Source organism: Plantactinospora alkalitolerans (assembly GCF_015690345.1).
GTDB lineage: Bacteria > Actinomycetota > Actinomycetes > Mycobacteriales > Micromonosporaceae > Plantactinospora > Plantactinospora alkalitolerans.
Map to the genome: position 1 here is coordinate 25,894 of NZ_JADPUN010000203.1, position 25,864 is coordinate 51,757.

The following is a 25,864-nucleotide window of genomic DNA, read 5'->3' on the forward strand; positions in this document are numbered from 1 at the left end:
TACGCATAATCCACGCAGGTAGATCTAATGTGGGTGGGTTCGTCATCGGCGAGCTGTACCGCTTTCCACGGGCGAGGGGGGCAGGCGGCGTGACCACACTCGGGATTCACTCCGACCGCGACGATGTCGGCTGGCTGGCGGAGAGCCAGGCGGCGGTACGACCCGCGATGCTGGCCGCGATCGGCGACCTGCGACCGCAGATGCGAGCGGTCTGCGAGTACCAGTTGGGCTGGCGGGACAGCGAGGGCCGGCCGGTCGAGGCCACTACGGGAAAACTGATCCGGCCCGCGCTGACGCTGACCAGCGCGGCCGCCGTGGGCGGCGAGATCGGGGCGGCGCTGCCTGCGGCGGTCGCCGTGGAGCTGATGCACAACTGCACCCTGTTGCAGGACGACGTGATGGACCAGGACACGGTCCGTCGGCACCGCCCGGCGGCATGGACGGTGTTCGGTGAGTCCGCCGCGGTCCTCGCCGGGGACGCCCTGCTGGCCCTCTCGTTCGCCGTGCTGGCCCGCACGCCACCGCAGCTGGCCGGGCCGGCCGCCGCCCAACTGGCCCGCACCACCGACGAGCTGATCGAGGGACAGGCTCTCGACCTCTCGTTCGAGGAGACGAACCTGGTAAGCGTGGCGGACGGGGAGCGGATGTCCGCCGCCAAGACGGCGGCCCTGCTCGGCTGCGCGTGCGCGCTCGGCGGCCTCTACGCCGGCGCCGGTGAGCCGACCCGGATCCTGCTCGAGCGTTACGGGCGTCATCTGGGCATGGCGTTCCAGCATCGGGACGACCTGTTGGGCATCTGGGGCGACCCGAGGCTTACCGGCAAGCCGGCGATGGCGGATCTGCGACGTCGGAAGAAGAGCCTGCCCGTCGTCGCCGCGCTGGCTGCCGACAATCCGGCCGCAGCGCGGCTGCGCAGCCGCTACGCGGACGCGACGCCGTGCACCGACGCCGAGTTGCGGGATCTCGCCGACCTGGTCGACGAGGCCGGGGGACGCGCCTGGTCGGAGCGGGCGGCCCGGCGCGAGGTGGAACTGGCCAGGGAGACGCTGGTGGAGCTGGCCCGCTTCGATGTGGACACCGTGCGGCTGACCGCGATCGGCCGACTCATCGTCGGCCGGCAGGAGTGAGGAAGGAACTGGACCGCGACCTTCGCCCGCCACGCGGTCATGGTCCGAAGTGGGTGCCTATTCGCGTACGCCGGCCAGCTCGACGGCCCGGGACCGGAACGCGAGCCGGACCGGCAGCACCGCGCCCAGTACGGCCAGCGCGGCGCCGACGGCGGTGATCAGCGCCACCGGGCCCCAGGGCACGGTGACCGGGGTCGCCCCGACGAGCTGCCCGAGGGCGAGCCGCAGTCCCGCCAGGTTCACCGCCGAGGCCCCGACCGCCAGCAGTACGCCGACGCCGACCACCAGCAGCGACTCCCCCGCGAAGACCCGCAGCACCTGTCTCGGGGTGGCCCCGGCCAGGCGCAGGATCGCCAGGTCCCGCAGCCGGTCCGAGGTCGCCATCACCAGGGTGTTGACGATCGCGATGAAGCAGAAGACGATCGCGATGCCGAGCACCAGGAGCATGCCGAGCGCGGTGGTCTCGCTGTTCTCGGAACTTTCCTCGCCGAGCCAGTCGCGCGCCGGGACGACGCGGGCCCCGAGTCCGGCGGTGGCGCCGTTCAGGGCGGCCCGGACGGCGGCCGGATCGGTGCCGGGACGCACCGACACGTACACCCGCCGGGCGAGGCCGGTGAAGGCGTACCGGGCGGTGCCGGCGTACCGGGTGCTCAGGTACGCCACGTCGTTGCTGCCCGAGGTGGTGGAGAGCACCGCCACCACCCGCAGCGGCGCGACCGTGCCGTCGGCGAGGAACACCTCGACCGTCTCGCCGACCCCGACTCCCCAGTCCTCGTTGACGATGATGGTGTCGTCGCGCAGCTCCGTCGCCGAGCCCTCCGCCACCGGCAGGTTCAGGGTGCGGGACAGCGCCGCCGGGTCCACCGTCTGGGCCTCGTGCTCGGCCAGCCGGGCGTCGTCCTTCGCGTACACCATCGTCGGCAGCGCGGCGACCACGTCGACGCCGGGGATCGCCCGGACCCGCTCGGTCACCGCCTCGTTGACCCCGGGGGTGCCGTCCGGGGTGACGACGAAGTCGGCGGCCACCTGGTTGCGCCGGCCGGAGTCCTTGGCCCGGTCGATGGTGGCGGCGGCGCCGAGCAGCGAGATGGAGAGCCCGACGGTGAGCAGCACCGGCGCGGCCGTGGCCGCCGTCCGACGCACGGCGGTCAGGGCGCCCTCGCGCACCAGCATCCCGGCGGCGCCGCCGAACCGGCCGAGCGGCCAGGTGAGAAGCCGGGCGATCGGCTTGACCACCACCGGCGCCAGCAGGGCGAAGGCGAGGATGGGGAACATCAGTACTCCGATGTACCGGGTCGGCACCAGCACCATGCCCGGGTTCACCGCCGCCACCCAGCCGATGGTGACGAGCCCGAAGGCCAGCGCCAGCAGCCCGTGGAGCCAACGGCCCGGGGTCATCGTGCGCGAGTCCACCGCGGCGTCCCGGAGCGCCTCGATCGGTCGTACGTCGCCGGCCCGGCGGGACGCCGCCCAGACCCCGGCCAGCGCCACCCCCAGTCCCGTGCCGAAGGCGACCAGCAGCGGAACCCAGACGGCCGGGTCCGTGCCGACCTGGACGGTGAACCAGGACGGCGCCAGCCCCAGGTCGACCATCCAGCCGGCCAGCAGCGGTGCCGTGCCCAGTCCGAGCGCGCAGCCAGCGACCGCCGAGGCGATGCCGACCACCGTCGCCTCGCTGCCCACCATCCGCCGCACCTGCCGGGGGGTCGCGCCGACCGTCCGCAGCAGAGCGATCTCCCGGCGTCGTTGTGCCACCGCGAAGGCGAAGGTCGAGGCGACCAGGAAGACCGAGACGAAGCCGGCCACCACCGCCGTGATCGGCAGCAGGGTACGGGTGTTGTCGATCGCCTCCCGATCGGCGTTGTAGCTCGGGTCCAGCACGTTGCGCCGGTCCCCGGTGAGCACCTCGGCGTCCCCGCCGACCGCCGACCGGATCGCCTCGGGCGCCCCGTACGCCACCAGCGCCTCCACCCGGGGGGAGAGTCGCGCGGCCTCCGCCTCGGTGAAGAAGACGGCCGACTCGAAACCGACCGGGGCGGTCACCCCGACCACTGTGTAGTCCTTCGGCCCGGCGGTGCGCAGGACGCTGACCCGTTCGCCCGGCGCGGCACCACCGGCCGGTACCACCACCTCGGTGTCCGCCTCCGGCCCGCGACCGGCGACGAGGCCGTACGGGGCGAACTGGGCGCTCGACCAGCCGTGCCCCACCTGGTCGGTCTCGCCACCGGCGAGTTGTGCGTAGAACGAGCGGACCGGGACGGTCCGGCCCAGCGCCCCGACCTGCGCGGCGAGCGCGTCCGAGATGCCCCGGGCCTGGACCAGGGACCGGCTGCCCGGATCGTGCCGGGCCGGGTCCCACGCCGGGTCGAGCGCGGCGACCACCACCGGGGCGGCGGCGAACCGCTGCGGCGCGCGCTCCGGCAGGCCCAGCGTGGCGCCGATCTCCAGTCCCATCGCGGCGATCATCCCGGCACCGAGGGTCAGCGCCACGAACGTGCCGACGAACGCGGCCCAGCGGACCCGGATCGTCTGCAGCGCGATGGTCAGCACGCGCCGACCTCCAGGCGCGTCATCCTGGCCGCGATCGTCTCCGCGGTCGGGTCGAACAGTTCGCCGGCCAGCGATCCGTCGGCCAGGAACACCACCCGGTCCGCCCTGGCCGCGGTCACCGGGTCGTGGGTCACCATCACGATGGTCTGGCCGTGCTGGTCGACGAGCCCACGCAGCAGCGCGAGCACCTCCCGGCTGGTGCTGGTGTCCAGTGCCCCGGTCGGTTCGTCGGCGAAGAGCACCGCCGGCTTCGTCACCAGGGCCCGGGCGATCGCGATCCGCTGCTGCTGGCCGCCGGAGAGTTCCGCCGGCCGGTGCCGGCCCCGGTTGCCCAGACCCACCTCGGCGAGTACGGCCGCGACCTCGTCCCGGCCGGGCCTGCGTCCGGCCAGCCGCAGCGGCAGTGCCACGTTCTGCTCGGCGGTCAGCGACGGCAGCAGGTTGAACGCCTGGAAGACGAAGCCGATCCGGTCCCGCCGGAGCAGGGTCAGCGCCGTCTCGCTCAGCCCGGTCAGATCGGTGCCCGCGATTACCACCCGACCACTCGTCGGCCGGTCCAGGCCTGCGGCGCACTGCAACAGGGTCGACTTACCCGATCCGGACGGGCCCATGATGGCGGTGAAGCTACCGGCCCGGAAGTCGAGGGAGACCTCCGTCAGTGCCGTCACCGCGTTCTGGCCCGAACCGTAGGTCTTGCTCAGCGACTCCAGCCGCACCGCCTGCTCCATAGCGAGCATCGAATCACTGATTGTTAGATCGACACATGAGATACCACCCTGAGAACCCCCGGACCGGGCGACCCTGAGCCGTTCCGGGGTCGCGGGGTCCCGGAAGTCGGTCCCGGTTCACCGGCCGGGGCGACCGCGAGGCGGCCGGCGCCCCGGCCGAGACCCGCTACCACTGGTGCAGCCTGCGGTGACATCCAGTTAGGACCACAAGGCCATGATCAAAAAAGGCGAAGAATCTTGTCTTCGCAAACGATGTTGGTTACGTTAACAACATCCTGGAAACGTAACCGATAACGATTGCAGTCCAGAGAGGGCGACGTGGCCGAAGGCAGGGCGCCGATCACGATGAGCGATGTCGCCCGGGCGGCAGGCGTCTCCACCGCGACCGTGTCGCGAGTCGTGAACGGGCACTACGGCGTCAGCGCCAGCACCACGGCCCAGGTCCGTTCGGCCATCGAGCGGCTCGGCTACGAGTCGAGCCTGGTGGCCACGAGCCTGCGGCGCAGCCGCACCAACGTCCTGGGTCTGGTGACCCACAGCTTCCAGTCGTATACCGCCGAGGTGCTCAAGGGCGTGATGCAGGCCCTGCGCCGTTCGGGCTTCGACCTGATCATCTATGCCAACAGCGACCTCTACGGGACGTACTCGGAGGGTTGGGAGCAGCGGCACCTGACCCGCCTGTCGGGCACCCTCACCGACGGCTGCATCGTGGTCACGCCCTGGGGCGACGTACAGAGCCGAACTCCGGTCGTGGCCATCGACCCGGCCAGGGACTCGACGATGCCGTCGGTGACAGCGGACAATCTCGCGGGTGCCACCACGGCGGTCGAGCACCTGCTCGGCCTGGGCCACCGGCGCATCGGATTCATCGCGGGCCGGTCCAGCCTGGCGGCCGCGTGGTCGCGGGAGGAGGGCTACCGCAGAGCGCTGGCCGGAGCGGGTGTGCCGATCGAACCGGGACTGATCGGCAGAGGGGACTTCAACCCCGAGTCGGCGGCGCCGTTGGCACGCGAGTTGCTGAAACGGCCCGACCCGCCAACGGCGATCTTCGCGGCGAGCGACGGGATGGCACTGGAGGTTCTGGAGGTCGCGAAGGACCTGGGGCTCACCGTGCCCGGTGACCTGTCGGTCATCGGATTCGACAACATCCCGGAGTCGGAACTGACCGAGCCCGGCCTGACCACAGTGGACCAGTCGATGTACCAGCTCGGGTACGAGGCCGCCCGCATGCTGAAGTCACTGGTGACCGGTGACTGGGAGGGACCTCGCCAGATACTGCTCCCGACCAGCCTCGTGGTCCGCGGTTCCACCGCACCGCCCAGGACACACCGAACCCGTCACCCACACCTGGCAGCGCAAATATCCGGCCACACCCGCTGACAAAGGTCAGGGAACACGGGTGGCGAATTCATGAAGGAGGCACAGACGCAGAATCCATGGCGATGAATCCACCAATAGATTGAGCCGGTAAGTCGGGTCGCGTCCCCTGCCGGCATATGAAAGGAGTGGAGCGTGAGGACAACATCGTATCACGGGCGCTTCCGCCGTACCGGCGCGCGCATGCTCTCGGCGGTCGTCACCGCCGGAGTTCTGGCAGCCGCGGTGGCATTGCTCGCACCACAACCGGCCGCGGCGGCGGAGACACCGTGGCTGACCGTTTCCGATGACCGCTACGCGTCGTTCAGTGTGCCGGCCGCCTACGTCCAGGAACACGCGGGCCAGGTGTCACAGGTCGTCATCGAGGGAAACTTCGGTCCCTCGTCCAGCTGGACGGAATTCGGTCTGACCCGTCGGGGTGACGTGTGGTCCGGAGTTCTCGGCCCGCTCAAGCCCGGTTTCTACTACTACCAGGTCACGGGCGACGACACCAAGAGCCTCAAGGACCCGACGAACAGCACAAGCGTGGCCTCCGAGCCGCTCTGGAGCACCTTCCTCGTTCCCGGAGACTCGGCGCGCTGGCTGGCGGACGTACCCGCGGGCACGGGCGGCACGGTGGCGACCCTGACCTACCGGGTCAACAAGGAGCAGCGGTCGGCCCTGGTGTGGACACCGCCTGGATATTCGGCCAAGGGTGCCAAACGTTATCCGGTGCTGTTCCTGGAATCGGGCAGGGACGGCGCGGCCACCGACTGGCTCGACCTCGGCCGGGCCAGGCAGATCCTCGACAACCTGTCGGCCCGGGGCGCCATGGAGCCGATGGTGGTGGTGCTCAGCGACGGCAGCGCATCCGCTGACGACAAGGGCCGCAAGGACCTCCGGAAGGCGGTCGCCGACAACTACCGCGTCCATCGCGACCCGGCGCACCAGGCGATCGCCGGGATCTCCGACGGTGGGACGCAGGCGTTGCGGGCCGCGCTCACCAAGCCGAACGATTTCGCCTACGTCGGTTCGTTCTCGGGACTGACGGAGAGCGTCGGCCGGGCGGGCGACAAGGCGATCAACCACCACCTCAAGCTGCTGCGCCTGTACACCGGGAACCAGACCGATCCCGCGTACAACGCCACCTACCGCCTGAGCAAGGCGCTGAACCGGGCCGGCATCACGTTCGAGTTCGACGGGGTCAACCCGGACGGCGGCGCGAACTGGGCCACCTGGCAGGAGAACCTCGTCGACTTCGTGCCCCGGCTGTTCCGGCACGTGTCGGATCACGGCCCGAGCGCGGGTCACCGGCCGCTGAAGGCGGAGTTCACCCCACCGCCGGCCGGCACCACCCCGACGCCCTTCGTGACCAAGGACGGATTCGTCACCTTCGAGACCACGACGGACTTCAAGGACGCCCAGCACGTCACGGTGTGGGCGAACATCGCGCCCGGCGGAAGCTGGCTGCGCGTTCCGATGTCCCGGGACGGTGACCGGTGGCGGGCGACCGTGGGTCCGCTGGAGCCGTGGTTCTACTACTACCGGTTCATCGTGGATCGCGTGCCGGTCAAGGACGTGTCGAACCCGACGAAGGTGACCACCGAGCCGATGTGGAGCACCTTCCTCATCCCGGGCGAGCGGGCCCGCCTGCTCACCGACGTACCGGCCGGCCGGGGCGGTGAGGTGACCAGCATGACCTACCAGAGCACCGTGGCCAACCAGGAACGGACCGCCCTGGTGTGGACTCCGCCCGGGTACGACCCGAACCGCGCGCAGCCGTACCCCGTCCTCTACCTCCAGCACGGTGGCGGCCAGAACTACACGGACTGGCTGGAGATGGGGCGCGCCAAGCAGATCCTCGACCACCAGTTCCTCGACGGAGACCTCACCCCCATGGTGGTCGTGATGGGCAACGGCAACGTCTCCAACTTCAACCGCGAACTGCTGGAGAACATCGCTCCGACGGCTCGCGCCCGCTACCACATCTCCAGCGACCCGTCACAGCAGGCCATTGCCGGGCTGTCGATGGGTGGTGGTCATGCGTTCGGGGTGCTCAAGGCGTATCCGGGCGAGTTCGCCTACGTCGCGGCGTTCTCGGCCGGATTCGGCAGCGCCACCGGCGTCGATGCGACGGCGATCAACAACGGAACCAAGATGTTGCGCCTCTACGTCGGCGACCAGACCGACTTCGTCTACCCGAGCTTCATGACGTCCCTGACCACGATGAACAACCTCGGTATCCGTTACGAGTTCGACGGGGTCACCCCCGGGCCACACGGCTGGGACGTGTGGCAGAAAAACCTCATCGACCTGGCGCCGCGTCTGTTCAAGCGCTAGGAAGGCCCGCGAACGGCGATGTCACCGGGGGCAGGGAGGTACCTGTCCCCGGTGACGTCCCACCGGACGCGGGAGTGTGTCGCGCACCAAGAGGATCGGCACGACGGGCAGGTGGCGGTAACCCACCCCTGCCCGTCCCCGGTCTGTAGCTGGCCCTTCGTGACGGCGCCCGGATCACCGGGCGCTGCGATCCCTAGGGGAGATCACTCAATGAAGAGAAGACGAATACTGGCCGCGGCGACCGCGCTCGTGGCCGCGAGCGGCCTTGTCGCCTGTTCCTCGGACGGCGACGGCGGCGGAACTGACGCGAGCAACTGCACGAACAAGATCACCAAAACGGATCTGCCGGTCGTGACGATGTGGGCCTGGTACCCCAACATGCAGCTCGTGGTGGACAACTTCAACAAGCAGAACACCGAGGTGCAGGTCTGCTGGACCAACGTCGGGCAGGGCGGTGACGAGTACGACAAGTTCCAGACGGCCATCTCGGCCGGCACCGGCGCACCCGACGTGATCATGATCGAGATGGACCGGATCCCGAACTTCCAGATCCAGAACGCGATCGTGGACATCAAGAAGTACGGCTTCGACGCCGTCAAGGCCAACTACAGCGAGGGCTCCTGGAAGGACGTCTCGGTCGGCGACGCGGTCTACGGTGTCCCGGTCGACGGTGGCCCGATGGGGATGATCTACCGGAAGGACATCTTCGACAAGTACGGCATCACGCCGCCGAAGACCTGGCCCGAGTACGAGCAGGCGGCGCAGAAGGTGAAGGACGCCGGCGGCCCCCAGTTCGGCGACCTCGGCGCGAACGTGCCGGCGGTCATGATGGCGCTCCAGATCCAGAAGGGCGCCTCTCCCTTCGCCTACGACCCGGCCCAGCCGAAGTCGATCGGCGTGAAGATGAACGACCAGGGCTCCAAGGACGTGCTCGACTACTGGGGCGGGCTCGCCAAGAAGGGCCTGGTCGGGACGCAGGACCAGTTCACCCCGGAGTACATCTCCGGCGTGATCAACGGGAAGTACGCGACGTACATCTCGGCGGCCTGGGCACCCGGTTACCTGACCGGCGCGGGCGTCGGCCAGGGCCAGGACACCGGCAAGTTCGCGGTGGCCCCGCTGCCGCAGTGGGATACGGCCAACCCGGTGCAGGTGAACTGGGGCGGATCGTCCTTCGCGGTGACCAAGCAGGCGAAGAAGCCGGAACTCGCGGCGAAGGCCGCGTACGGCCTCTACGCCGACAAGGAGTCGCTCACCGACGGCTGGACCAACCAGGTCATCTTCCCGCTCAACCTCACGGCGCTCAACAGCCCCGAGTTCGTGGACCTGAAGGTGAAGTTCTTCGGCGGCCAGCAGGCGAACAAGGAGGTCTACGTCCCCGCGTCGAACGCCTACAAGGGCATGACCTACAGCCCCTTCGGCCAGTACTACTTCGACGCGATGACGAAACAGATCAGTGAGGTCATCAAGGGCTCGGTCACCGGCTCACAGGCCGCTGACCGGCTTCAGGAGGACGTGGCGAAGTACGCCAAGGAACAAGGATTCACCGTTCAGTGATCAAAAGGGTGGGCCGCGCCGTCCTCGACCGGCCGGCCCACCCTCATCCCCCAGTGCACACGCCCCCGGAGCCCAAGATGACCCTCCTTACCAGCAAGCGCGCACCGCGCGCCCAAGCGAAGACACACAAGATCCGCGGCAAGGTACACCTCCGCGAGCACCTGATGGGATGGCTCTTCGTCGGGCCCTTCGGGATCGTCTTCCTCGCGTTCCTCATCGCGCCGCTGGCGTACGCGCTGTATCTCAGCCTCTTCAAGAAGCAGCTGATCGGCGGCACCAGTTTCGTCTTCCTCGACAACTACACGAAGGCGTTCACCGACCCGAGCTTCCTGTCCGGAGCCTGGTTCGTTCTCCGCTTCTCGCTCGTCGCCATTCCACTCCAGATCGTCATCGCGCTCGCGATGGCCCTCATCCTGGACGCGGTGACGTCGCTGTTCGCCCGCTTCTCCCGGCTAATGATCTTCCTTCCGTACGCGATCCCCACGGTCATCGGGGCAGTGATGTGGGGATTCCTGTACAGCCGGAGCTTCGGGCCACTCTCCGACGTCTTCGGGTTGTTCGGCGCGGAGGCGCCCGACTTCCTCAGCAGTAACCTGATCTTCTACGGCCTGCTCAACATCACCACCTGGCAGTGGGCCGGCTACTACATGATCATCCTGTACGCGGCGCTACAGGGCATCGAGCCGACGCTCTACGAGGCCGCCCGCATGGACGGTGCCGGAAAGTGGCAGATCGCGGTCCGGATCAAGATCCCGCTGATCGCTCCGGCGCTGATCCTGATCCTGGTCTTCTCGCTCATCGGCACCCTGCAGTTCTTCAACGAACCGCAGATCCTGCGATACCTCGCCGCCGGCACGATCGGCACGGACTTCACCCCCAACATGTACGCGTACCAGCAGGCGTTCGCGCTCGCCAACTTCAACTACGGGTCGGCGATCTCCTTCGCCCTCGGCGGAGTCGTCTTCATCTGCGTGTACGCCTTCCTGTTCATCACCCGCAAGCGGAGGAGCTTCCTCTGATGACCGACCGCACCAGCGCCAGGGCACGCCGCCGGCCGCAGCGCTACCTCCCCATGCAGATCCTCCTCGGTTTCCTGGTGATCTACTTCCTCGTGCCGTTCTGGTGGGTCATCGTCAACAGCTCCAAGGACTCGCCGGGCCTGTTCGGCGGCGACAACACCCTGTGGTTCACCGACAAGGTCGACTACTTCGGAAACCTCCAGGAGCTGTTCACCTACGGCGGCGGCATCTACGGCAGGTGGATCCTCAACTCCACGCTGTACGCGCTCGCGGGTGGGATCGGCGCCACGATCCTGGCCGTCATGGCCGGCTACGGGTTCGCCAAGTACCGCTTCGCCGCCCGGCGCTTCAGCTTCGCGATCGTGCTCGGCGCGCTGATGGTGCCCGCCACCGCCCTGGTCATTCCCACCTTCATCATGTTCTCCCGGCTCGGCCTGACGAACACGATCTGGGCGGTGATCCTGCCCTCGCTGCTCAACCCGTTCGGGGTCTACCTGATGCACGTGTACGCGCGCGACGCGGTCCCCGACGAGATCCTGGACGCGGCGCGGGTCGACGGCGCGGGCGAGGTGCGGACGTTCTTCCAGATCGCGCTTCCGCTGATGCGTCCGGCGGTGGTCACCGTGCTCCTGCTGTCCGCCGTCGCGTCGTGGAACAACTACTTCCTGCCGCTCGCCATGCTCTCCGACAACCGGCTCTTCCCGGTCACCGTCGGACTCGGCCTCTGGCAGGGAGTCGCCTCCGCGAACAACGCGGGCGGCACCTCCCTCTGGAGCCTCATCATCATGGGTGCGCTGGTGTCGGTGATCCCGCTCATCATCGCCTTCTTCAGCCTGCAACGGTACTGGCGCGGCGGACTGTCCGTCGGCGGCCTCAGATAGGCCGTACGCCTGTAAGGAAGGGCCCCTTCTTATCGTTTTCTGCATAAGAAGGGGCCCTTCCTAACACGTCAGAGGACGAGCGACCAGGCGTCCAGGTAACCGGTGCCACCGGTCGCCGTGTCCTGCACCCGCAGCCGCCAGGTGCCGTTGCGGACCTCCCGCGACAGATTCACCACGAAGACCTGGTCGATGACGCCTTCGAAGTCACCGACACGGTCGCGCAGCAGATAGGAACTGCCGTCCGGCGCGACCAGGCGCAGCACCAGGTCACCGACGTAACCGTGCGGGATCGTCACGGCGACCTGGCTGGTCACCGACGCGACGCCCGAGCAGCCGGCGAGCGTGATCGTGCTCTGCGCCGTCCCCGGGTCGGGAATGGTCAGGTCGGTGCCGTTGGCACCGGAGCAGATCGTCGGACCGTTGCCGCCGAGGTGGACCGTCCAGGTGTCGATGAACCCGACGTCCCAGCCCGCCGCGTCCTGTACCCGCAGTCGCCACCTACCGTTCCCCACCTCGGTCGACAGGTTCACCGGATAGCTGCGCTCGATGTTGTCCTCGCCGCCACCCGTCTGGTTGTGCAGCACGTACGCGCTGCCGTCCGGCGCCACCAGGCTCACCACCAGGTCGGAGCGGAACGTGTGCACGATCCGCAGCCGGACCAGGCTCGACGCCGACGCCCTGCCCGGACAACCCGAGACCGCCACCGCGCTTTCGACAGTGGACAGATCCGGAATCTCGACGTCGGTACCGTTCGTCCCCACGCAGCCCGGCGGGTTCAGGACGGTCAGGGTGTACCTCACGACGTGGCTGGCGTACCGGCTGGTGCCGTTGACCGTCACCGGGTAGGTACCGGGCGGGGTCGACGCCGCGACCCGGAACGTGAGGACCGACGACCGACCGGCGGGAAGCGCCGCCGGGCTGAACGTGGCGGTGACCCCGGTCGGTAGGCCGGTGGCGGTCAGGGTGACGGTCTGGGCCGAGCCGGCCGTGATCCGGGTGGAGACCGTCGTGCTCACCGCACCGCCGGGCGGGGCCGAACCGGTCGCCGGAGCGACCGAGATGGCGAAGTCGTGCGCCGGCGGCCTGGCGTCGGCGACGTAGAGCAGGACGTTCGGCGAACCGGTGCCCGGGTTGGTGACGAGTCCGGTGGTGCCGTTGCCGACCAGGTGGTTGCGTACCTGGAGCGGGGTGAAGGTCGGGTTCTGCGCCAGTACGAGCGCGGCGGCACCGGCCACGTGCGGGCTCGCCATCGAGGTGCCGTCCCACGACTCGCTGGAGGTGTCGCTGGTAATCGTCGACGAGGTGATCGCCACGCCGGGGGCGAAGATGTCGACGCAGCGGCCGTAGTTGGAGAAGGAGCCCCGGGCATCACTGCGGCCGGGGCCGCCCTGGGCGCCCCCGGTCGCCGCGACGGTGATCGCGGCGGGGGTGCTGGCCGGCGAGCTACCGCAGGCGTCGGAGTCCTCGTTGCCGGCCGCTACGGCGTAGCTGACCCCGTCGGCGATGGAGTTCGCCACCGCCGTGTCCATGGCCGCCGAGGCCGCTCCGCCGAGACTCATGTTCGCCACGGCACGCTCGCCGGGATCGTGGTCGCCGGTGACCCAGTCGATACCGGCGATCACCTGGGCGAACGTGCCGCTGCCGGCGCAGTCGAGCACCCGTACGCCGACCAGCGTCACGGCCTTGGCGACCCCGTGGATGCTTCCGCCCGCAGTGCCGGCGACGTGGGTGCCGTGCCCGTGGCAGTCGTCCGCGGGTCCGCCGTCGATCGCGTCGAACCCGGAGACCGCCCGGCCGCCGAAGGTGCTGTGGCTGAACCGGATGCCGGTGTCGACGATGTACACCCGGACCCCGGCGCCGGTGTTCGGGTACGTGTAGCTGTTGTCCAGCGTCAGCGGGCGCCGGTCGATCCGGTCCAGCCCCCAGGACGGGGTCGGCGTCTGGGTACCGGAGATCCGTACTCGGTGGTTCTGCTCGACGTACGCCACCGATGGGTCGGTCGCGATCCGCCGGGCCGCCTCGACGTCGCCGGACAACTCGAAGCCGCGCAACGCGTACCGGTAGGTTCGCGCGATCCGGGCACCTACCCGGCCGGCGAGGGTGTCCGCCCGGGCGGTCACCGAGGCGGCGCCGACCGACGCGTCCTTGAAGACCACGAGATAGCTGTCCGCGACCGCGGTGGGCCCACCGAGGTGCCGGATCGTCTCCTTGGCCGGTGCCGGTGCTGCGGACGCCGGTGCTTCCGACGCCGGTGCTGCGGACGCCGGTGCCGTGGGTGCCAGGGTCGCGGTCAGCGCGGCCACCAGCCCGATCGCGAGCGGTACCGCCGTCCACCGGTGCTGGAACCTACTGGGAATCCTCATCCCCATCCTTCTCCCCTCCTGCCGATGCCCGGGGGCCCGCGCGGCGGTGCCGCGACGTCACTTCGGAGATCGACTACGGGGACACTACGAGGAGTACCGAGTCACTGGCGGACAGTAACCGACAGCAGGTCAGTCGGCATCCGGTCCCTGTGCGCTGGGTCACTTACCGTGCGATAGGTGTTAAGAAGGGACCCCTTATCGACAAAAAGCGATAAGAAGGGGCCCTTCCTTACCGGCGGAGCGTGAGGATGAGGTCGGCGACCAGGGCGGTCCAGCCCGTCTGGTGCCAGGCGCCGAGGCCGGCGCCGTTGTCACCGTGGAAGTACTCGGGGAAGGCGATCAGGTCCTTCCAGTCCGGATGGGTCTGGAAGAGTTCGCAGATGCCGTAGATCGGCCGCCGGCCCCAGGCGTCGGGAACGAACATCGAGATCAGCCGGGCGGAGAGGTCGTCGGCGATCTCGGTGAGGGTGTGCTTGGTGCCCGAGCGGGTGGGATATTCCACCAGCAGGTCGTCGCCGAAGAACGCGGCGTGGTCGCGCAGCGCGGAGATCAGCATGAAGTTGGTGGGCATCCAGATCGGACCGCGCCAGTTGGAGTTGCCGCCGAACAGACCGGAGGTCGACTCCGCCGGCTCGTAGCCGACCGTGAACTCCTGCCCGCCCAACTCCACAGTGAACGGCTCCTCCAGGTGCCGCCGGGACAACGTACGCAGCCCGTACGGAGACAGGAACTCCTCCTCGTCCAGCATCCGGGCCAGCAGCCGGACCACCTGATCCGGGCCGACCATCGAGAGCAGCCGCTGCTGCCGCCCGTCACTGCCCAGCCGGCGGGCGCCGATCACCCCGGCGTACTCCGGCTTGTTGGACAGGAACCAGCGCAGCCGGGCGGTCAGCTCGGGCAGCCGGTTCAACGTCGCGGTGGTGAGCCGGGTGACCGCGGCCAGGGGCAGCAGGCCGACCACCGAGCGCACCTTCAACGGGGTGCTGGTCCCGTCCGGCAGCCGCAGCACGTCGTAGAAGAACGAGTCCTCCTCCTCCCAGAGCCCCTCGTTGGCCGCTGCCGCGATGTACGCGAAATGCTCGAAGAACTTCGTCGCGATGTCGGAGTACGTCGGGTCGTGCACCGCCAGGATCAGCGCCATGTCGAGCAGGTTGAGCGCGTACATGGCCATCCAGCCGGTGCCGTCGGACTGCTCCAGCACCCCGGCCACCGGCAGCGCGGCGGAGCGGTCGAAGGGGCCGACGTTGTCCAGCCCGAGGAAGCCGCCCTCGAAGACGTTGTTGCCGCCGATGTCCTTGCGGTTGACCCACCAGGTGAAGTTCAGCAGCAGCTTGTGCATCATCCGGGCCAGGAAGTCGAAGTCCCGGCCGCCGTCGATCTCGAACACCTTCAGCGCCGCCCAGGCGTGCACCGGCGGGTTCACGTCGCCGAACGCCCACTCGTACGCCGGGATCTGCCCGTTCGGGTGCAGGTACCACTCCCGGAGCAGCAGCAGCAGTTGCGACTTGGCGAACCCGGGATCGACCCGGGCGATGGTCACGCAGTGGAAGGCCAGGTCCCAGGCGGCGTACCAGGGATACTCCCAGGGATCCGGCATGGAGATGACGTCGAAACTGTTCATGTGCCGCCAGGAGCTGTTCCGGCCGAACCGGTGCCCGTCCGGCGGCGGGGTGGCGGCGGGGTCGCCGTCCAGCCACTGCTGCACGTCGAAGTGGTAGAACTGCTTGCCCCACATCAGTCCGGCGATCGCCTGCCGGGCCACCAGGGCCTCCTCCCGGGACGCCCCGCCCGGGATCAGCCGGGCGAAGAACTCGTCCGCCTCGGTCTGCCGGGCCGCCAGCACGGCCTCGAAGTCCGCGCCGAGATCCAACTCGGGCGCGGGCTGGTTGGCCGGCGGCGGAGAGGTACGGCTGAGCCGGACCCGGATCCGGGCCTCGCCGCGCGCGGGCACGTCCAGGACGTAGTGCAGCGCGCCCTTGGTGCCCTCCCCCGCCGGGTTGACCGTGTCGGCGCCGTTCACCACGTGGTCGTTGATGCCGTCCTTCGGGTACGCGCTCCGGCCCGGCAGTCCCCACAGCCGGTCGGTGTTGGTCTCGTTGTCGCACAGCAGCGTGGTCGGCTCGCCGTCGCCTTCGAGCACGAGTTGACCGAGCACCCAGTGCTCGCCGACCAGCCGGCCTGGCGAGCCGGTCAACCTCGGCACCTGGTCCCGCCCCGGCAACCCCCACGACCAGGTGTTCCGGAACCAGAGCGTCGGCAGCACGTGCAGTCGGGCCTCCTGGTCACCCCGGTTCGCCACGGTGATCAGTACGCACATGTCGGTCGGTGACGCCTTGGCGTAGTCGACCGTCACCGCCCAGTACCGGTCGTCGTCGAAGACCCCGGTGTCGACGAGTTCGTACTCGGTCTCGTCCCGGCCGCGTTCGCCGTTGACGGCGACCAGCTCGTCGTACGGGAAGGCGGCCTGCGGGTAGTGGTAGCGCCAGCGCATGAAGGAGTGGGTGGGCGTGGAGTCCAGGTACCACCAGTAGTCCTTGACGTCCTCGCCGTGGTTGCCGCCGTCACCGCCCAGCCCGAACATCCGTTCCTTCAGGATCGGGTCGGCGCCGTTCCACAGGGCGAGCCCGAAGCAGAAGGTCTGCCACTCGTCGCAGATCCCCGCCATCCCGTCCTCGTTCCACCGGTAGGTCCGGGAACGGGCGTGGTCGTGCGGGAAGTAGTCCCAGGCCGTGCCGTGCTCGCTGTAGTCCTCCCGGACCGTTCCCCAGGCCCGCTCGGACAGGTAGGGGCCCCAGGCGCGCCACGGCTCCTCCCCGGCATCCGCCTGGGCCAGCCGGGTCCGCTCCGCGTCCCGCCGGTTCTCCATCCGATCCCTGCCCGTCATCCGACCGATCCTTCCCGGTCATCCTTGCCGATCATTGTTATCGGTTCGGTCATACCCGGCCAGGAACCTGGGACGTCCGCACCGCCCGTGTGCGCCCCGTCACCTCAAGGGGCATCATGGGCGCCATGCTGCCGATCGAGTTCGGGCCGCGGATCTGCGGTCACCTGGAGTCCGCCGTCGACCGGGAATGGCTGGTCCCGGACGGCCTGGGCGGGTACGCGATGGGCACCGTGAGCGGGCTGCGTACCCGCCGCTACCACGGGCTGCTGGTGGTCGCGGGGGAAACTCCGGCGGCCCGCCGGCTCGGGCTGGTCAGCCTGGACCCCGAACTGATCCTGCCGTCCGGCGCCGTGGTGCGGCTCGGCGCCCACGAGTGGCGGTCCGGCGACGTCGACCCGCGCGGCTACGAGCTGCTGGAACGCTTCGACCTGGTCGACGGACTACCGCGCTGGCGGTGGCGGATCGGCGACCTGGTGCTGGAGCGCGAGCTGGCGCTGGCGTACGGCCGGTCCTGCCTGGCGGTCCGGCACCGGCTCGTCTCCGGCGGCCCGGCCCGGCTCGGACTCGCGGCGGTGGTCACCTGGCGGGACAGCCACGGCGAGCGGCGAGCGGCGGGACCACCGCCCCGGGTCGCGCCGGCGGCCGGCGGTGCGGTGGTCGAGGACGCGTTCCGGCTGACCGGACCCGACTGGACACCGGAGGGCCAGTGGTGGCACGGCGTCCACCACCGGGAGGAGGCGGCCCGGGGGCTGACCCCGGACGAGGACCTCTGGTACGCGGGCCGGTTCACCGGCGCGCTCGACCGGCCCGGCGACACCGTCTCGGTGCTCGCCTGGGCCGGTGACCTGGCGGACGAGCCGCCACCGGCCGACGACCTGATCGAGGCGGCCCGGCGGCGCAACCGCCGGGTGGTGGCGGCGGCGAAGCCGGCGGACGAGGTGGCCGCGACGCTGACCCTGGCCGCCGACGCGTTCGTGGTCCGGACCGCCGCCGGCCCGGACGTGGTGGCCGGCTATCCGTGGTTCGGCGCCTGGTCCCGGGACACGATGATCGCCTACGAGGGGCTGTTCCTGGGCACCGGCCGGGCGGACGAGGGCCGGGACCTGCTCCGGGCGTACGCCGGGGCGCTGGTGGACGGGATGCTGGCCAACACCGCCGACACCGGCCAACCGGAGTACAACACCACGGACGGCACGCTGTGGTTCCTGCACGCGGTGGCCCGGCACGTGACGGTCGCCAAGGACACCGATCTCGCCGCCGAACTGCTACCGGCGCTGCGCGCGGTGCTGCTCGGCCATCTCCGTACCGACCCCCGGGTCGCGACCTCCGCCGAGCCGTCGGCCTTCCGGGGCGCCCGGTACGGCATCGGAGTGGACCCGGCCGACGGGCTGCTCACCCAGGGCACTGCCGGCGAGGCGCTGACCTGGATGGACGCCCGGGTCGACGGCGAGCCGGTGACCCAGCGGGCCGGCAAGCCGGTCGAGGTGAACGCCCTCTGGATCAACGGGCTGGCGGCGGTCACCGAGTTGGCGGAACTACTCGGCCAGGACGCCGGTCCGCTGCCCGCCGCCCGGGACCGGGCCCGCGCGGCGTTCCGGCGCCGGTTCCCGTCCCCGGCCGGCTGGCTGTACGACGTGGTCGACGCCCCGCCGCCGGCCTATCCGCGCGGCGGCGCCGCCCGGCACGACGACGACCTCCTCCGGCCGAACCAGCTCCTCGCCTGGTCGCTGCCGCACGGCCCGCTGGATCCGGATCCGGCGACCGTGCGCCGGCTCGCCGAGGCGCTGCTGACCCCGCTCGGCCCGCGCAGTCTCGCCCCGGGCAGCCCCGGCTACGTCGAACGGCACCGGGGCGGCCCGGCCGAGCGGGACTCCGGCTACCACCAGGGCACCGTCTGGCCCTGGCTGATCGGCCCGTACGCGGACGCCTGCCGCCGCGCCGGGCTGCCCACCGACGAGCTTTTCGCGGGGCTGACGGCGCATCTGCCGGAGTTCGGCCTCGGATCGGTCAGCGAGACGGCGGACGCGGTGGCACCGCACGACGGCACCGGAGCTCCATTCCAGGCCTGGTCGGTCGCGGAACTTCTACGGGTACGACCAAGCTGACCGACCGGCGTTACATCCCCGCAACGGCGACGTCTTCACCGGTTTTTCCACTGACGGCAGTATTGGCCCCAACCCGATGACGCGTAGGCACCCGTACCAGGTGTCTGTTCGCGGCTGCGTGGAACTCAACTCAAAGGGGGCTGGGCCATGTCACCGAACGCCGAGGTCATCAACTTCCCCGCGGCCCACCCGCAACGCGTACTGATCCTCTCCTGGGAGTACCCGCCGGTGCTGGTCGGCGGGCTCGGCCGGCACGTACACGCGCTGGCCACCGCGCTCGCCACCGCCGGACACCAGGTCACGGTGGTGACCCGGCACGCCGAGGGCGTCCCGGTGGAGGCGTACGTCGACGGGGTGCACGTGCTGCGCGCCCCCGAGGACCCGGTCGGGTTCCCGCTGGCCACCCCGAGCCTGCTGGCCTGGACCATGGCCTTCAACCACACCCTCACCCGGACCGCCCTACGCGCCACCCGGACCCAGCGGTACGACGTGATCCACGCCCACGACTGGCTGGTCGCGCACAGCGCGATCAACCTCGCCGACCACCTGGACATCCCCCTGGTGACCACGATCCACGCCACCGAGGCGGGCCGGCACCAGGGCTGGCTGCCGGGCGAGATGAACCGGACCATCCACTCGGTCGAACACTGGCTCAGCTCCGCCTCGCACCGGGTCATCACCTGCTCCGGTTACATGCGCGACCAGGTGGCGGCCCTGTTCGGGCTGCCCGCCGGGCACGTCGACGTGGTACCCAACGGCGTCGACGACCGGGCCTGGTCGGCGCAGCCCCGGGCGGTCGCCGCCGCCCGCAAGCGGTTCGCCGGGTCCGGGCCGCTGGTCGGCTTCGCCGGCCGGCTCGTCTACGAGAAGGGTGTGCAGCACCTCGTGCACGCCGTACCACGGCTGCGGGAGCGGTATCCCGAACTGCGGGTGGTGATCGCCGGGGACGGGCCGTACCGGTCGGAGTTGCAGGACCAGGCCCGGGGGCTCGGGCTGGACCGCAGCGTCAGGTTCGCCGGGTTCATGACCGAACGCCAGTTGCCCGCGCTGCTCGCCGCCACCGACGCCACGGTGGTGCCGAGTCTCTACGAGCCGTTCGGGATGGTCGCCCTGGAGGCGGCCGCCGCCGGGGCACCGCTCGCGGTCGCCGCGACGGGCGGCCTCGCCGAGATCGTCGAGGCCGGGGTCACCGGGGTCACGTTCCCGCACAGCGATCCGGACGCGCTGGCCGGTGCCGTCGACTCACTGCTCGACGACGAGGTCTTCGCGCGCCGGGTCGCCCGCCGGGCCCGCACCATGGTCTCCGAGCGGTACGGCTGGGCGAGCATCGCCGCCCGCACCGCGGCGGTGTACGCCAGCGCGGCTGGCGCCGGCACGGCCGGACGTACCCGGTTCGGGGGTGGTGCGTCGGGCGGCGTTCCGGCGCCGATCGTCGTACCCGAGGGGAACCTGCTCGCCCTCGACGGCGCCGCCTGCTGAAGTCCGGCCGACGCCCCGACACCGCTCGCTCCGATGCCGCCGGCCCCTCGGCCGGTGGCATCGGTGAAATCCTTTCCGATCAGCGCACGGAGCAGTACCTACGCCGCGATGGAGGATGCGAAAGACACTGTCCGCTCGCTATCGTGTACGGCGGGTAACAAAGGGGGAACCGCCGGTGCAGCAGGTACGAATCGCGGATCGTTACCTGTTGCTGGAAACCGTCGGCAGCGGCGGGATGGGGCGGGTCTGGCTGGCCCGGGACGAGATGCTGCACCGCTCCGTCGCGATCAAGCAGGTCGTCCCGCCGACCTGGATGACCCTGGAGGAGCGCCACGAGCTGCGGGCCCGGACCCTGCGGGAGGCCCGGACAGCGGCCCGGCTGAACCACCCCAACGTGGTACGGATCTACGACGTCGTGCACTCCGACGACTGCCCCTGGATCGTGATGGAGTACGTCCCGTCCCGCTCCGTGCAGCAGGTGCTCGACGCGGACGGCCCGCTCAGCCCGCTCTGGACCGCCGAGGTCGGTCTGGCTGTGCTGGCCGCGCTGCGCGACGCGCACCGCAACGGGGTGCTGCACCGGGACGTCAAGCCGCACAACGTACTGATCGCCGAGGACGGCCGGGTGGTGCTCACCGACTTCGGTCTGGCCACGGTGGACGGCGGCGACGGGGCGTTGACCCGGGACGGCATCGTCCTCGGCTCGCCGCAGTACGTCTCCCCGGAGCGGGCCGCGAGCGGATCGTCCACCGCCGAGTCGGACCTGTGGTCGCTGGGTGCCACCCTGTACGCCGCCGTGGAGGGTCGGTCGCCGTACCGCCGGCCGACCACGATGGCCACGCTGACCGCGCTCGCCGTGGCACCACCGGATCCGACCAGGCTGGCTGGTCCGCTCCGGCCGGTCCTGAACGGGCTGCTCCGCCGGGATCCCCGGCAGCGGTTGACCGCCAACGAGGTCGAGCGGCTGCTGCGCCGGATCGTCGAGCCGCCACCGCCCCGGTCCGGGCGACACCCGCTCACCCTGGCCCGCACCCTCGCCCGCCGATCGCCGGTCATCCCGCAGGCCGACCGGACCGGTCCCGGGGATCCGGGCGGTGCGGAGCCGGACCAGCGGCACCAGCCGAAGCAGCGTCGTACGCCCAACCAACGCCCCCAGCCCGAACAGCGCCCCCAGTCGAACCAACGGCTCCGGCCGAACCAGTCACTTCAGTCGCAGCGGTACGACGATCCGGACGGGCACCGGAACGCGGACCAGCGGAACGAGCCGGATCAGCACGGTGGGGCCGACCAGCACGGTGGAGCCGACCAGCACGGTGGAGCCGACCCGCACGGTGGAGCCGACCCGCACGGTGGAGCCGACCCGCACGGTGGAGCCGACCAGCACGATGGGGCCGACCAGCAGGACGAACCGGATCGGCACGGTGGAGTCGACCAGCACGGTGCGGGGGCGGATCGGACCGGCGGGCGTCGGCGCGGCCGGCGTACCCGGTGGGTGTTGGCATTGGCCGGGACGCTCGCCGTGCTGACCGGCGTCGGCACCGGGCTGGTGCTGTGGAACCAACGCGGCGACGGGGCCCCGTCCGACGTCGCCGGGTCCCGCCGGCCGACCGTGCAGGTGCCGGCCGCGTTCCCCTGCGCTCCGCCGCCGGAAGAGAGCAGCAGGGTGACCGCCGCACCGAATCCCCCGGAGGAGCGCTTCGGACTGATCGAGAACTGGACCTGGTACACCGACCCGTCCGGCTTCCGGATCGCCGTTCCGATCGGTTGGCGCCGGTACGTCGACGGTCCGGTCATCTGCTTCCGGGAGCCGGTGGCCGGCACCGCCCGAATGTTGAGCGTCGATCCGACCACCCCGACGACCACGGACGGCGAGGCCTACTGGCACGCGGAGGAGAGGCGGCTGCTCGGGCACGGTGCGCTGACCGGTTACGAACAGGTCGCCATCGGACCGTTCGACATCGGGGCCGGCGGTGCGACCTGGGAGTGCCGCTGGACCAATGCCCTCGGCGACCGGGTGCACACCGTCCGGATGCTGATCAACACGTCTTCCCGGCGGGCGTACACGGTTTCCTGGTTGACCCGGGAGTTCGACTGGGGGGTCAACCAGAGCTATCTGCGGATGTTGCAGACCAGTTTCCGACCGGCTGCCTGAGCCGACTCCCTCCGCGCCGGGGACGTCGCGGGGCCGGACGGGCTGGCGGCGACACGCCGGGGAGCGCCGGGCCAGCGCCGGTTTCCCGGCCGGCGTACGCACCGCTGCCAACGCTTGTACGACCACCTCCGACACCGCTTTGAGCTGCATGTGAAGGCGATTCACCGGTGGGTCTCGGAGGCACTGTGCCGGCCGTGCCGACCGTACCGGAACGACCCGGACAGCACTGTGGATCAAACGGTGATTGCCTGCCGATCCGGCGTTTGGCACAGTGGCGGGGCCATGTGGATGCTCCTGGGGAAGGACGTACGAAAATGATGGGGCCATCCCATGCGTTGTCCGGTGCTGCCGTCTGGTTGGCCGGATCCTGGGCGCTGAACCAGTTCGCCGGCTACGAGCAGTCTCCGCTGGCGATCGCGGTCGGCACGGCGGTCTGCGCCGGTGGGGCCCTCTTCCCCGACCTCGACATGTCCGGCAAGGTCACCCGTAACCAGGGTGGGGCCACCGTCGCCCGCACCTTCGGCGTCGTGTCGCTGTTCTTCGCCGAGGTGATGGAGAAGATCTCGCTCGGCGTCTACCACGCCACGAAGCTGAGCAAGGACCCGCACCGCAACAACGGCCACCGCACCCTGACCCACACCCTGCCGTTCACCGTGCTGGTCGGCTGGGGTACCACCGCCCTCTGCACCGCGTACGGCAAGTGGGCGGTGATCGGCATCCTCTTCTTCATGATCGGACTGGCCCTGCGGGGCCTGTTCGACGAGTGGGCGAAGCGGGCCGGCTGGGTGATCGTCACGATAGTGTCGCTGGCGGCGGCCTACTTCACCTTCCTGCACCTGCCGGGCGACCGGGGCTACCCGATGCTGGGCCTGGCGGTCGGCGTCGGCTGTTTCGTCCACATCATGGGCGACATCATCACCAGCGCCGGAGTGCCGATCCTCTGGCCGATTCCGATCAAGCGTCGGATGTGGATGATGATCGGCATCCCGAACAAGATCGCCGTCAAGGTGGGCGGCAAGGTGGAGACGATCGTACTGCGCGGCGTCTTCACCGTGGTCTCCGTGCTCGCCACGGCCGGCCTGCTGGCGCCGTCGGTGCTCCGCCGGTTCAACATCGAGGTCTGACCGGGTCGCCGCCGGTACGCGCGCGCCGGACCGGTCAGACCGCGGCCCGCCGGGCCGGTCAGACCGCGACCCGCTGGGCCGGCACCGGCACGGTCAGTCCCCAGGCGGCGAGCAGTTCGGGGGTGTTCGCCCGACTGCCGTCCGCCACGGCGTCACAGGCGATGTCGACGATCTCGTCCTTGTGCGCCATCAGGTACGGCCGGGCACCGACGTCGGCATTGGCCAGCGCGGCGATGCCGGCCCAGTGCCGGCGGCCGAACAGCATCGGGTAGCCGCGCAACCCCTCGTAGGTGGCGCAGACCAGTGCCTCGGGATAGGGCAGCGCCGCCACCCGGCAGACCGCCGCCGTGGTCAGACCCGGCATGTCCACCGGGACCACCACCACCGCCTCGATCCGGGGATCGGGCAGGGCGTCCAGGCCGAGTCGGATCGATGATCCGATTCCGGTGCCCCAGGACCGGTTCACCACCACCATCGTCCCGGAGAGGTCGGCGGTCGTCCGGACCTGCTCGGCAGCGGCGCCGAGCACCACGACCAACGGCCCGCACCCCGCCTCGCGCATGGTGTCGAGTACCTGGTTCACCAGGGGTCGCTCCCCCTGGTGCAGCAACGCCTCCGGGCCACCGATCCGGCGTCCCCCGCCCGCGGCGATGATCATTCCTGCGATCCGACTCAGCTGCGTCACCTTCCGCCTGTCGTACGGCCCCGCCGCACGCACACCGGACCCAACGAGCAGATGTCAACCAGGTATCGGCACTAAACGGACTAATTTGGAGTTATGCCGCATCGGCGTAGCACTCCACCACCGAGACGTCGAGCGGAAACCGGACCGGACTGTCGCCGAACAACAACCGTCCCGCCTGCGCCGCCGCCCGGTCCACCAGGACGGTCACCTGGTCGGCCAGCTCCGCCGGACAGTGCACCAGCACCTCGTCGTGCTGGAAGAAGACCAGTTCGGGTCCGCCGGACCCGGCGGGCCCGGCGCCCAGACCGACGAGCCCGTTGCGCAGCCCGGCGAGCAGGGTCAGCGCCCATTCCGCCGCCGTGGCCTGGATGACGAAGTTGCGGGTGAACCGGCCCCGGGCCCGCGCGGCCGCCCGGGCCCGAGGGCCGAACGGATCACCGCCGGCCGAGTCCACGACCGGACCCTCGCCCTCCTCCGAGTCCCGGACCGAGACCGAGGACGGCGGACAGGTACGCCCGAGCCAGGAACGCACCAGGCCACCGCCCTCCCCGGTCCGCGCCGCCGCCTCGACGTACTCGAAGGCGGTCGGATAGCTGCGCCGCAGCACGGCCAGCGCGGGAATCGCCTCGCCACCGGTCTGCCCGTACATCGCGCCGAGCAGGGCCAGCTTGGCCCGACCCCGGTCGCCGCCGAAGCTGTCCCGGGCCAACGCGGCGTAGAGGTCACCGGAGCCACCCGCGGCGGCCAGCCGGGCGTCACCGGAGACCGCCGCCAGCACCCGGGGCTCCAACTGGCCGGCGTCGGCGACCACGAACCGCCAGCCCGGATCGGCCCGAGCTGCCCGGCGCACCACCTTCGGGATCTGCAACGCGCCACCGCCCCGGGTCGCCCACCGGCCGGAGACCACCCCGCCCGGTACGTACTCCGGACGGAACCGGCCGCCCCGGACCCACGCCTCCCGCCAGGCCCAGCCGTGCGCGGTCCAGATCCGGTACAGCTCCTTGTATTCGAGCAGCAGTGGCACCGCCGGATGGTCCACTCCCCGCAACACCCAGGCCCGGGTGTTCGGCAGGTCGAATCCGGCCCGGGCGAAGGCACGGAGCAGCTCGGCCGGCGACTCGGCGTGCAGTTGACGTACGCCGAACGCCGCCGCGATCCGCCCGGACAGCTCGGCGAGCCGGCGGGGCGGCCCACCCATCGGCGACGGCTCACCGAGCAGCTCGACCAGGAGCGCGTCGTGTACGTCGGCCCGCCACGGCAACCCGGTCGCACCCATCTCGGCGGCGATCAGGGCACCGGCCGACTCGGCCGCGACCAGTAGCCGGAACCGGCCCGGATGCTCGGTCGCGGCGATCCGGGCCTGCTGGTCGGCGTACACCCGGACCAGCGCGTCGAGCCCGAGCGGCGGCGACCCGGACGCCACCTCGAAGAGCGCGCCCTGGCCGTCCCCGGGCGGCGCCGCGGCCCGGGGCAGCGGATCGGCCGGCACCGGCGTGCCCGTCAGCCGGGCCCAC

The 25,864-nt window shown here is 70.5% G+C and carries 16 protein-coding genes; 10 read left to right on the top strand and 6 right to left on the bottom strand.

Translation table 11 applies throughout. The features are described from left to right. The first annotated feature begins 89 nt into the window (after nucleotides 1-89). Nucleotides 90-1,127, top strand: coding sequence for a polyprenyl synthetase family protein (locus I0C86_RS22165; RefSeq protein ID WP_196203183.1), 1,038 nt, complete (start codon nucleotides 90-92; stop codon nucleotides 1,125-1,127). Between the two features lie 57 nt (nucleotides 1,128-1,184). Here the strand turns inward: I0C86_RS22165 and I0C86_RS22170 are convergent, their stop codons facing one another. Together I0C86_RS22170 and I0C86_RS22175 are read right to left on the bottom strand one after the other, a co-directional pair. Next, nucleotides 1,185-3,677, bottom strand: a complete 2,493-nt coding sequence (locus tag I0C86_RS22170; protein WP_196203184.1) for an FtsX-like permease family protein — start codon at nucleotides 3,675-3,677, stop codon at nucleotides 1,185-1,187. Next, entirely contained in the window at nucleotides 3,671-4,405 is a 735-nt protein-coding gene (locus I0C86_RS22175; RefSeq protein ID WP_196203201.1) for an ABC transporter ATP-binding protein, read from the bottom strand. The genes I0C86_RS22170 and I0C86_RS22175 overlap by 7 nt, the downstream gene beginning before the upstream one ends. Nucleotides 4,406-4,723: 318 nt before the next feature. On the opposite strand from I0C86_RS22175, the gene I0C86_RS22180 reads away from it, so the two are divergent. The 5 genes from I0C86_RS22180 to I0C86_RS22200 all read left to right on the top strand — a co-directional run bounded on the left by I0C86_RS22180 (nucleotide 4,724) and on the right by I0C86_RS22200 (nucleotide 11,558). Then, nucleotides 4,724-5,785, top strand: a complete 1,062-nt coding sequence (locus I0C86_RS22180; protein WP_323373783.1) for a LacI family DNA-binding transcriptional regulator — start codon at nucleotides 4,724-4,726, stop codon at nucleotides 5,783-5,785. Between the two features lie 132 nt (nucleotides 5,786-5,917). Further along, the gene (locus I0C86_RS22185; protein WP_196203185.1) at nucleotides 5,918-8,101 is read left to right on the top strand and encodes an alpha/beta hydrolase; all 2,184 of its coding nucleotides are present in this window, start codon (nucleotides 5,918-5,920) and stop codon (nucleotides 8,099-8,101) included. A gap of 210 nt (nucleotides 8,102-8,311) precedes the next feature. Continuing rightward, nucleotides 8,312-9,658, top strand: coding sequence for an ABC transporter substrate-binding protein (locus I0C86_RS22190; RefSeq protein WP_196203186.1), 1,347 nt, complete (start codon nucleotides 8,312-8,314; stop codon nucleotides 9,656-9,658). A gap of 77 nt (nucleotides 9,659-9,735) precedes the next feature. Continuing rightward, nucleotides 9,736-10,677 carry a carbohydrate ABC transporter permease gene (locus I0C86_RS22195; RefSeq protein ID WP_196203187.1) on the top strand — a complete coding sequence of 314 codons (942 nt, stop codon included), beginning with the start codon at nucleotides 9,736-9,738 and terminating at the stop codon, nucleotides 10,675-10,677. Further along, nucleotides 10,677-11,558 carry a carbohydrate ABC transporter permease gene (locus I0C86_RS22200; protein ID WP_196203188.1) on the top strand — a complete coding sequence of 294 codons (882 nt, stop codon included), beginning with the start codon at nucleotides 10,677-10,679 and terminating at the stop codon, nucleotides 11,556-11,558. Before I0C86_RS22195 ends, I0C86_RS22200 begins: the two co-directional genes overlap by 1 nt. 68 nt (nucleotides 11,559-11,626) lie before the next feature. Here the strand turns inward: I0C86_RS22200 and I0C86_RS22205 are convergent, their stop codons facing one another. Both I0C86_RS22205 and I0C86_RS22210 read right to left on the bottom strand, forming a co-directional pair. Beyond that, nucleotides 11,627-13,921 carry a S8 family peptidase gene (locus I0C86_RS22205; RefSeq protein WP_196203189.1) on the bottom strand — a complete coding sequence of 765 codons (2,295 nt, stop codon included), beginning with the start codon at nucleotides 13,919-13,921 and terminating at the stop codon, nucleotides 11,627-11,629. Nucleotides 13,922-14,150: 229 nt separating this feature from the next. Continuing rightward, the gene (locus tag I0C86_RS22210) at nucleotides 14,151-16,805 is read right to left on the bottom strand and encodes an MGH1-like glycoside hydrolase domain-containing protein (protein WP_230394566.1); all 2,655 of its coding nucleotides are present in this window, start codon (nucleotides 16,803-16,805) and stop codon (nucleotides 14,151-14,153) included. 125 nt (nucleotides 16,806-16,930) lie between these two features. On the opposite strand from I0C86_RS22210, the gene I0C86_RS22215 reads away from it, so the two are divergent. From I0C86_RS22215 to I0C86_RS22235, 4 genes are all read left to right on the top strand, one after another. Next, nucleotides 16,931-18,910, top strand: coding sequence for an amylo-alpha-1,6-glucosidase (locus tag I0C86_RS22215; protein ID WP_196203190.1), 1,980 nt, complete (start codon nucleotides 16,931-16,933; stop codon nucleotides 18,908-18,910). Between the two features lie 147 nt (nucleotides 18,911-19,057). After that, nucleotides 19,058-20,389: a glycosyltransferase family 4 protein gene (locus I0C86_RS22220; protein ID WP_196203191.1), complete on the top strand. Its 1,332-nt coding sequence runs from the start codon at nucleotides 19,058-19,060 to the stop codon at nucleotides 20,387-20,389. 175 nt (nucleotides 20,390-20,564) lie between these two features. Next, on the top strand, nucleotides 20,565-22,541 hold the full coding sequence (locus I0C86_RS43625; protein WP_323373784.1) for a serine/threonine-protein kinase: 1,977 nt from the start codon (nucleotides 20,565-20,567) through the stop codon (nucleotides 22,539-22,541). 314 nt (nucleotides 22,542-22,855) lie between these two features. Then, on the top strand, nucleotides 22,856-23,665 hold the full coding sequence (locus I0C86_RS22235; protein ID WP_196203193.1) for a metal-dependent hydrolase: 810 nt from the start codon (nucleotides 22,856-22,858) through the stop codon (nucleotides 23,663-23,665). Nucleotides 23,666-23,723: 58 nt separating this feature from the next. Here the strand turns inward: I0C86_RS22235 and I0C86_RS22240 are convergent, their stop codons facing one another. After that, nucleotides 23,724-24,323: a nucleotidyltransferase family protein gene (locus I0C86_RS22240; RefSeq protein ID WP_196203194.1), complete on the bottom strand. Its 600-nt coding sequence runs from the start codon at nucleotides 24,321-24,323 to the stop codon at nucleotides 23,724-23,726. A 118-nt stretch (nucleotides 24,324-24,441) separates the two neighbouring features. Then, the coding region (locus tag I0C86_RS22245; protein ID WP_196203195.1) for a bifunctional 3'-5' exonuclease/DNA polymerase at nucleotides 24,442-25,864 on the bottom strand (1,423 nt) is incomplete at its 5' end.

Bases quoted from the DNA above. Each gene is read 5' to 3' on its own strand.
- I0C86_RS22215 (WP_196203190.1), top strand. From the start codon at position 16,931: ATGCTGCCGATCGAGTTCGGGCCGCGGATCTGCGGTCACCTGGAGTCC.
- I0C86_RS22175 (WP_196203201.1), bottom strand. From the start codon at position 4,405: ATGGAGCAGGCGGTGCGGCTGGAGTCGCTGAGCAAGACCTACGGTTCG.
- I0C86_RS22220 (WP_196203191.1), top strand. From the start codon at position 19,058: ATGTCACCGAACGCCGAGGTCATCAACTTCCCCGCGGCCCACCCGCAA.
- I0C86_RS22200 (WP_196203188.1), top strand. From the start codon at position 10,677: ATGACCGACCGCACCAGCGCCAGGGCACGCCGCCGGCCGCAGCGCTAC.
- I0C86_RS22195 (WP_196203187.1), top strand. From the start codon at position 9,736: ATGACCCTCCTTACCAGCAAGCGCGCACCGCGCGCCCAAGCGAAGACA.
- I0C86_RS22235 (WP_196203193.1), top strand. From the start codon at position 22,856: ATGATGGGGCCATCCCATGCGTTGTCCGGTGCTGCCGTCTGGTTGGCC.
- I0C86_RS22205 (WP_196203189.1), bottom strand. From the start codon at position 13,921: ATGAGGATTCCCAGTAGGTTCCAGCACCGGTGGACGGCGGTACCGCTC.
- I0C86_RS22240 (WP_196203194.1), bottom strand. From the start codon at position 24,323: ATGATCATCGCCGCGGGCGGGGGACGCCGGATCGGTGGCCCGGAGGCG.
- I0C86_RS22210 (WP_230394566.1), bottom strand. From the start codon at position 16,805: ATGACGGGCAGGGATCGGATGGAGAACCGGCGGGACGCGGAGCGGACC.
- I0C86_RS22190 (WP_196203186.1), top strand. From the start codon at position 8,312: ATGAAGAGAAGACGAATACTGGCCGCGGCGACCGCGCTCGTGGCCGCG.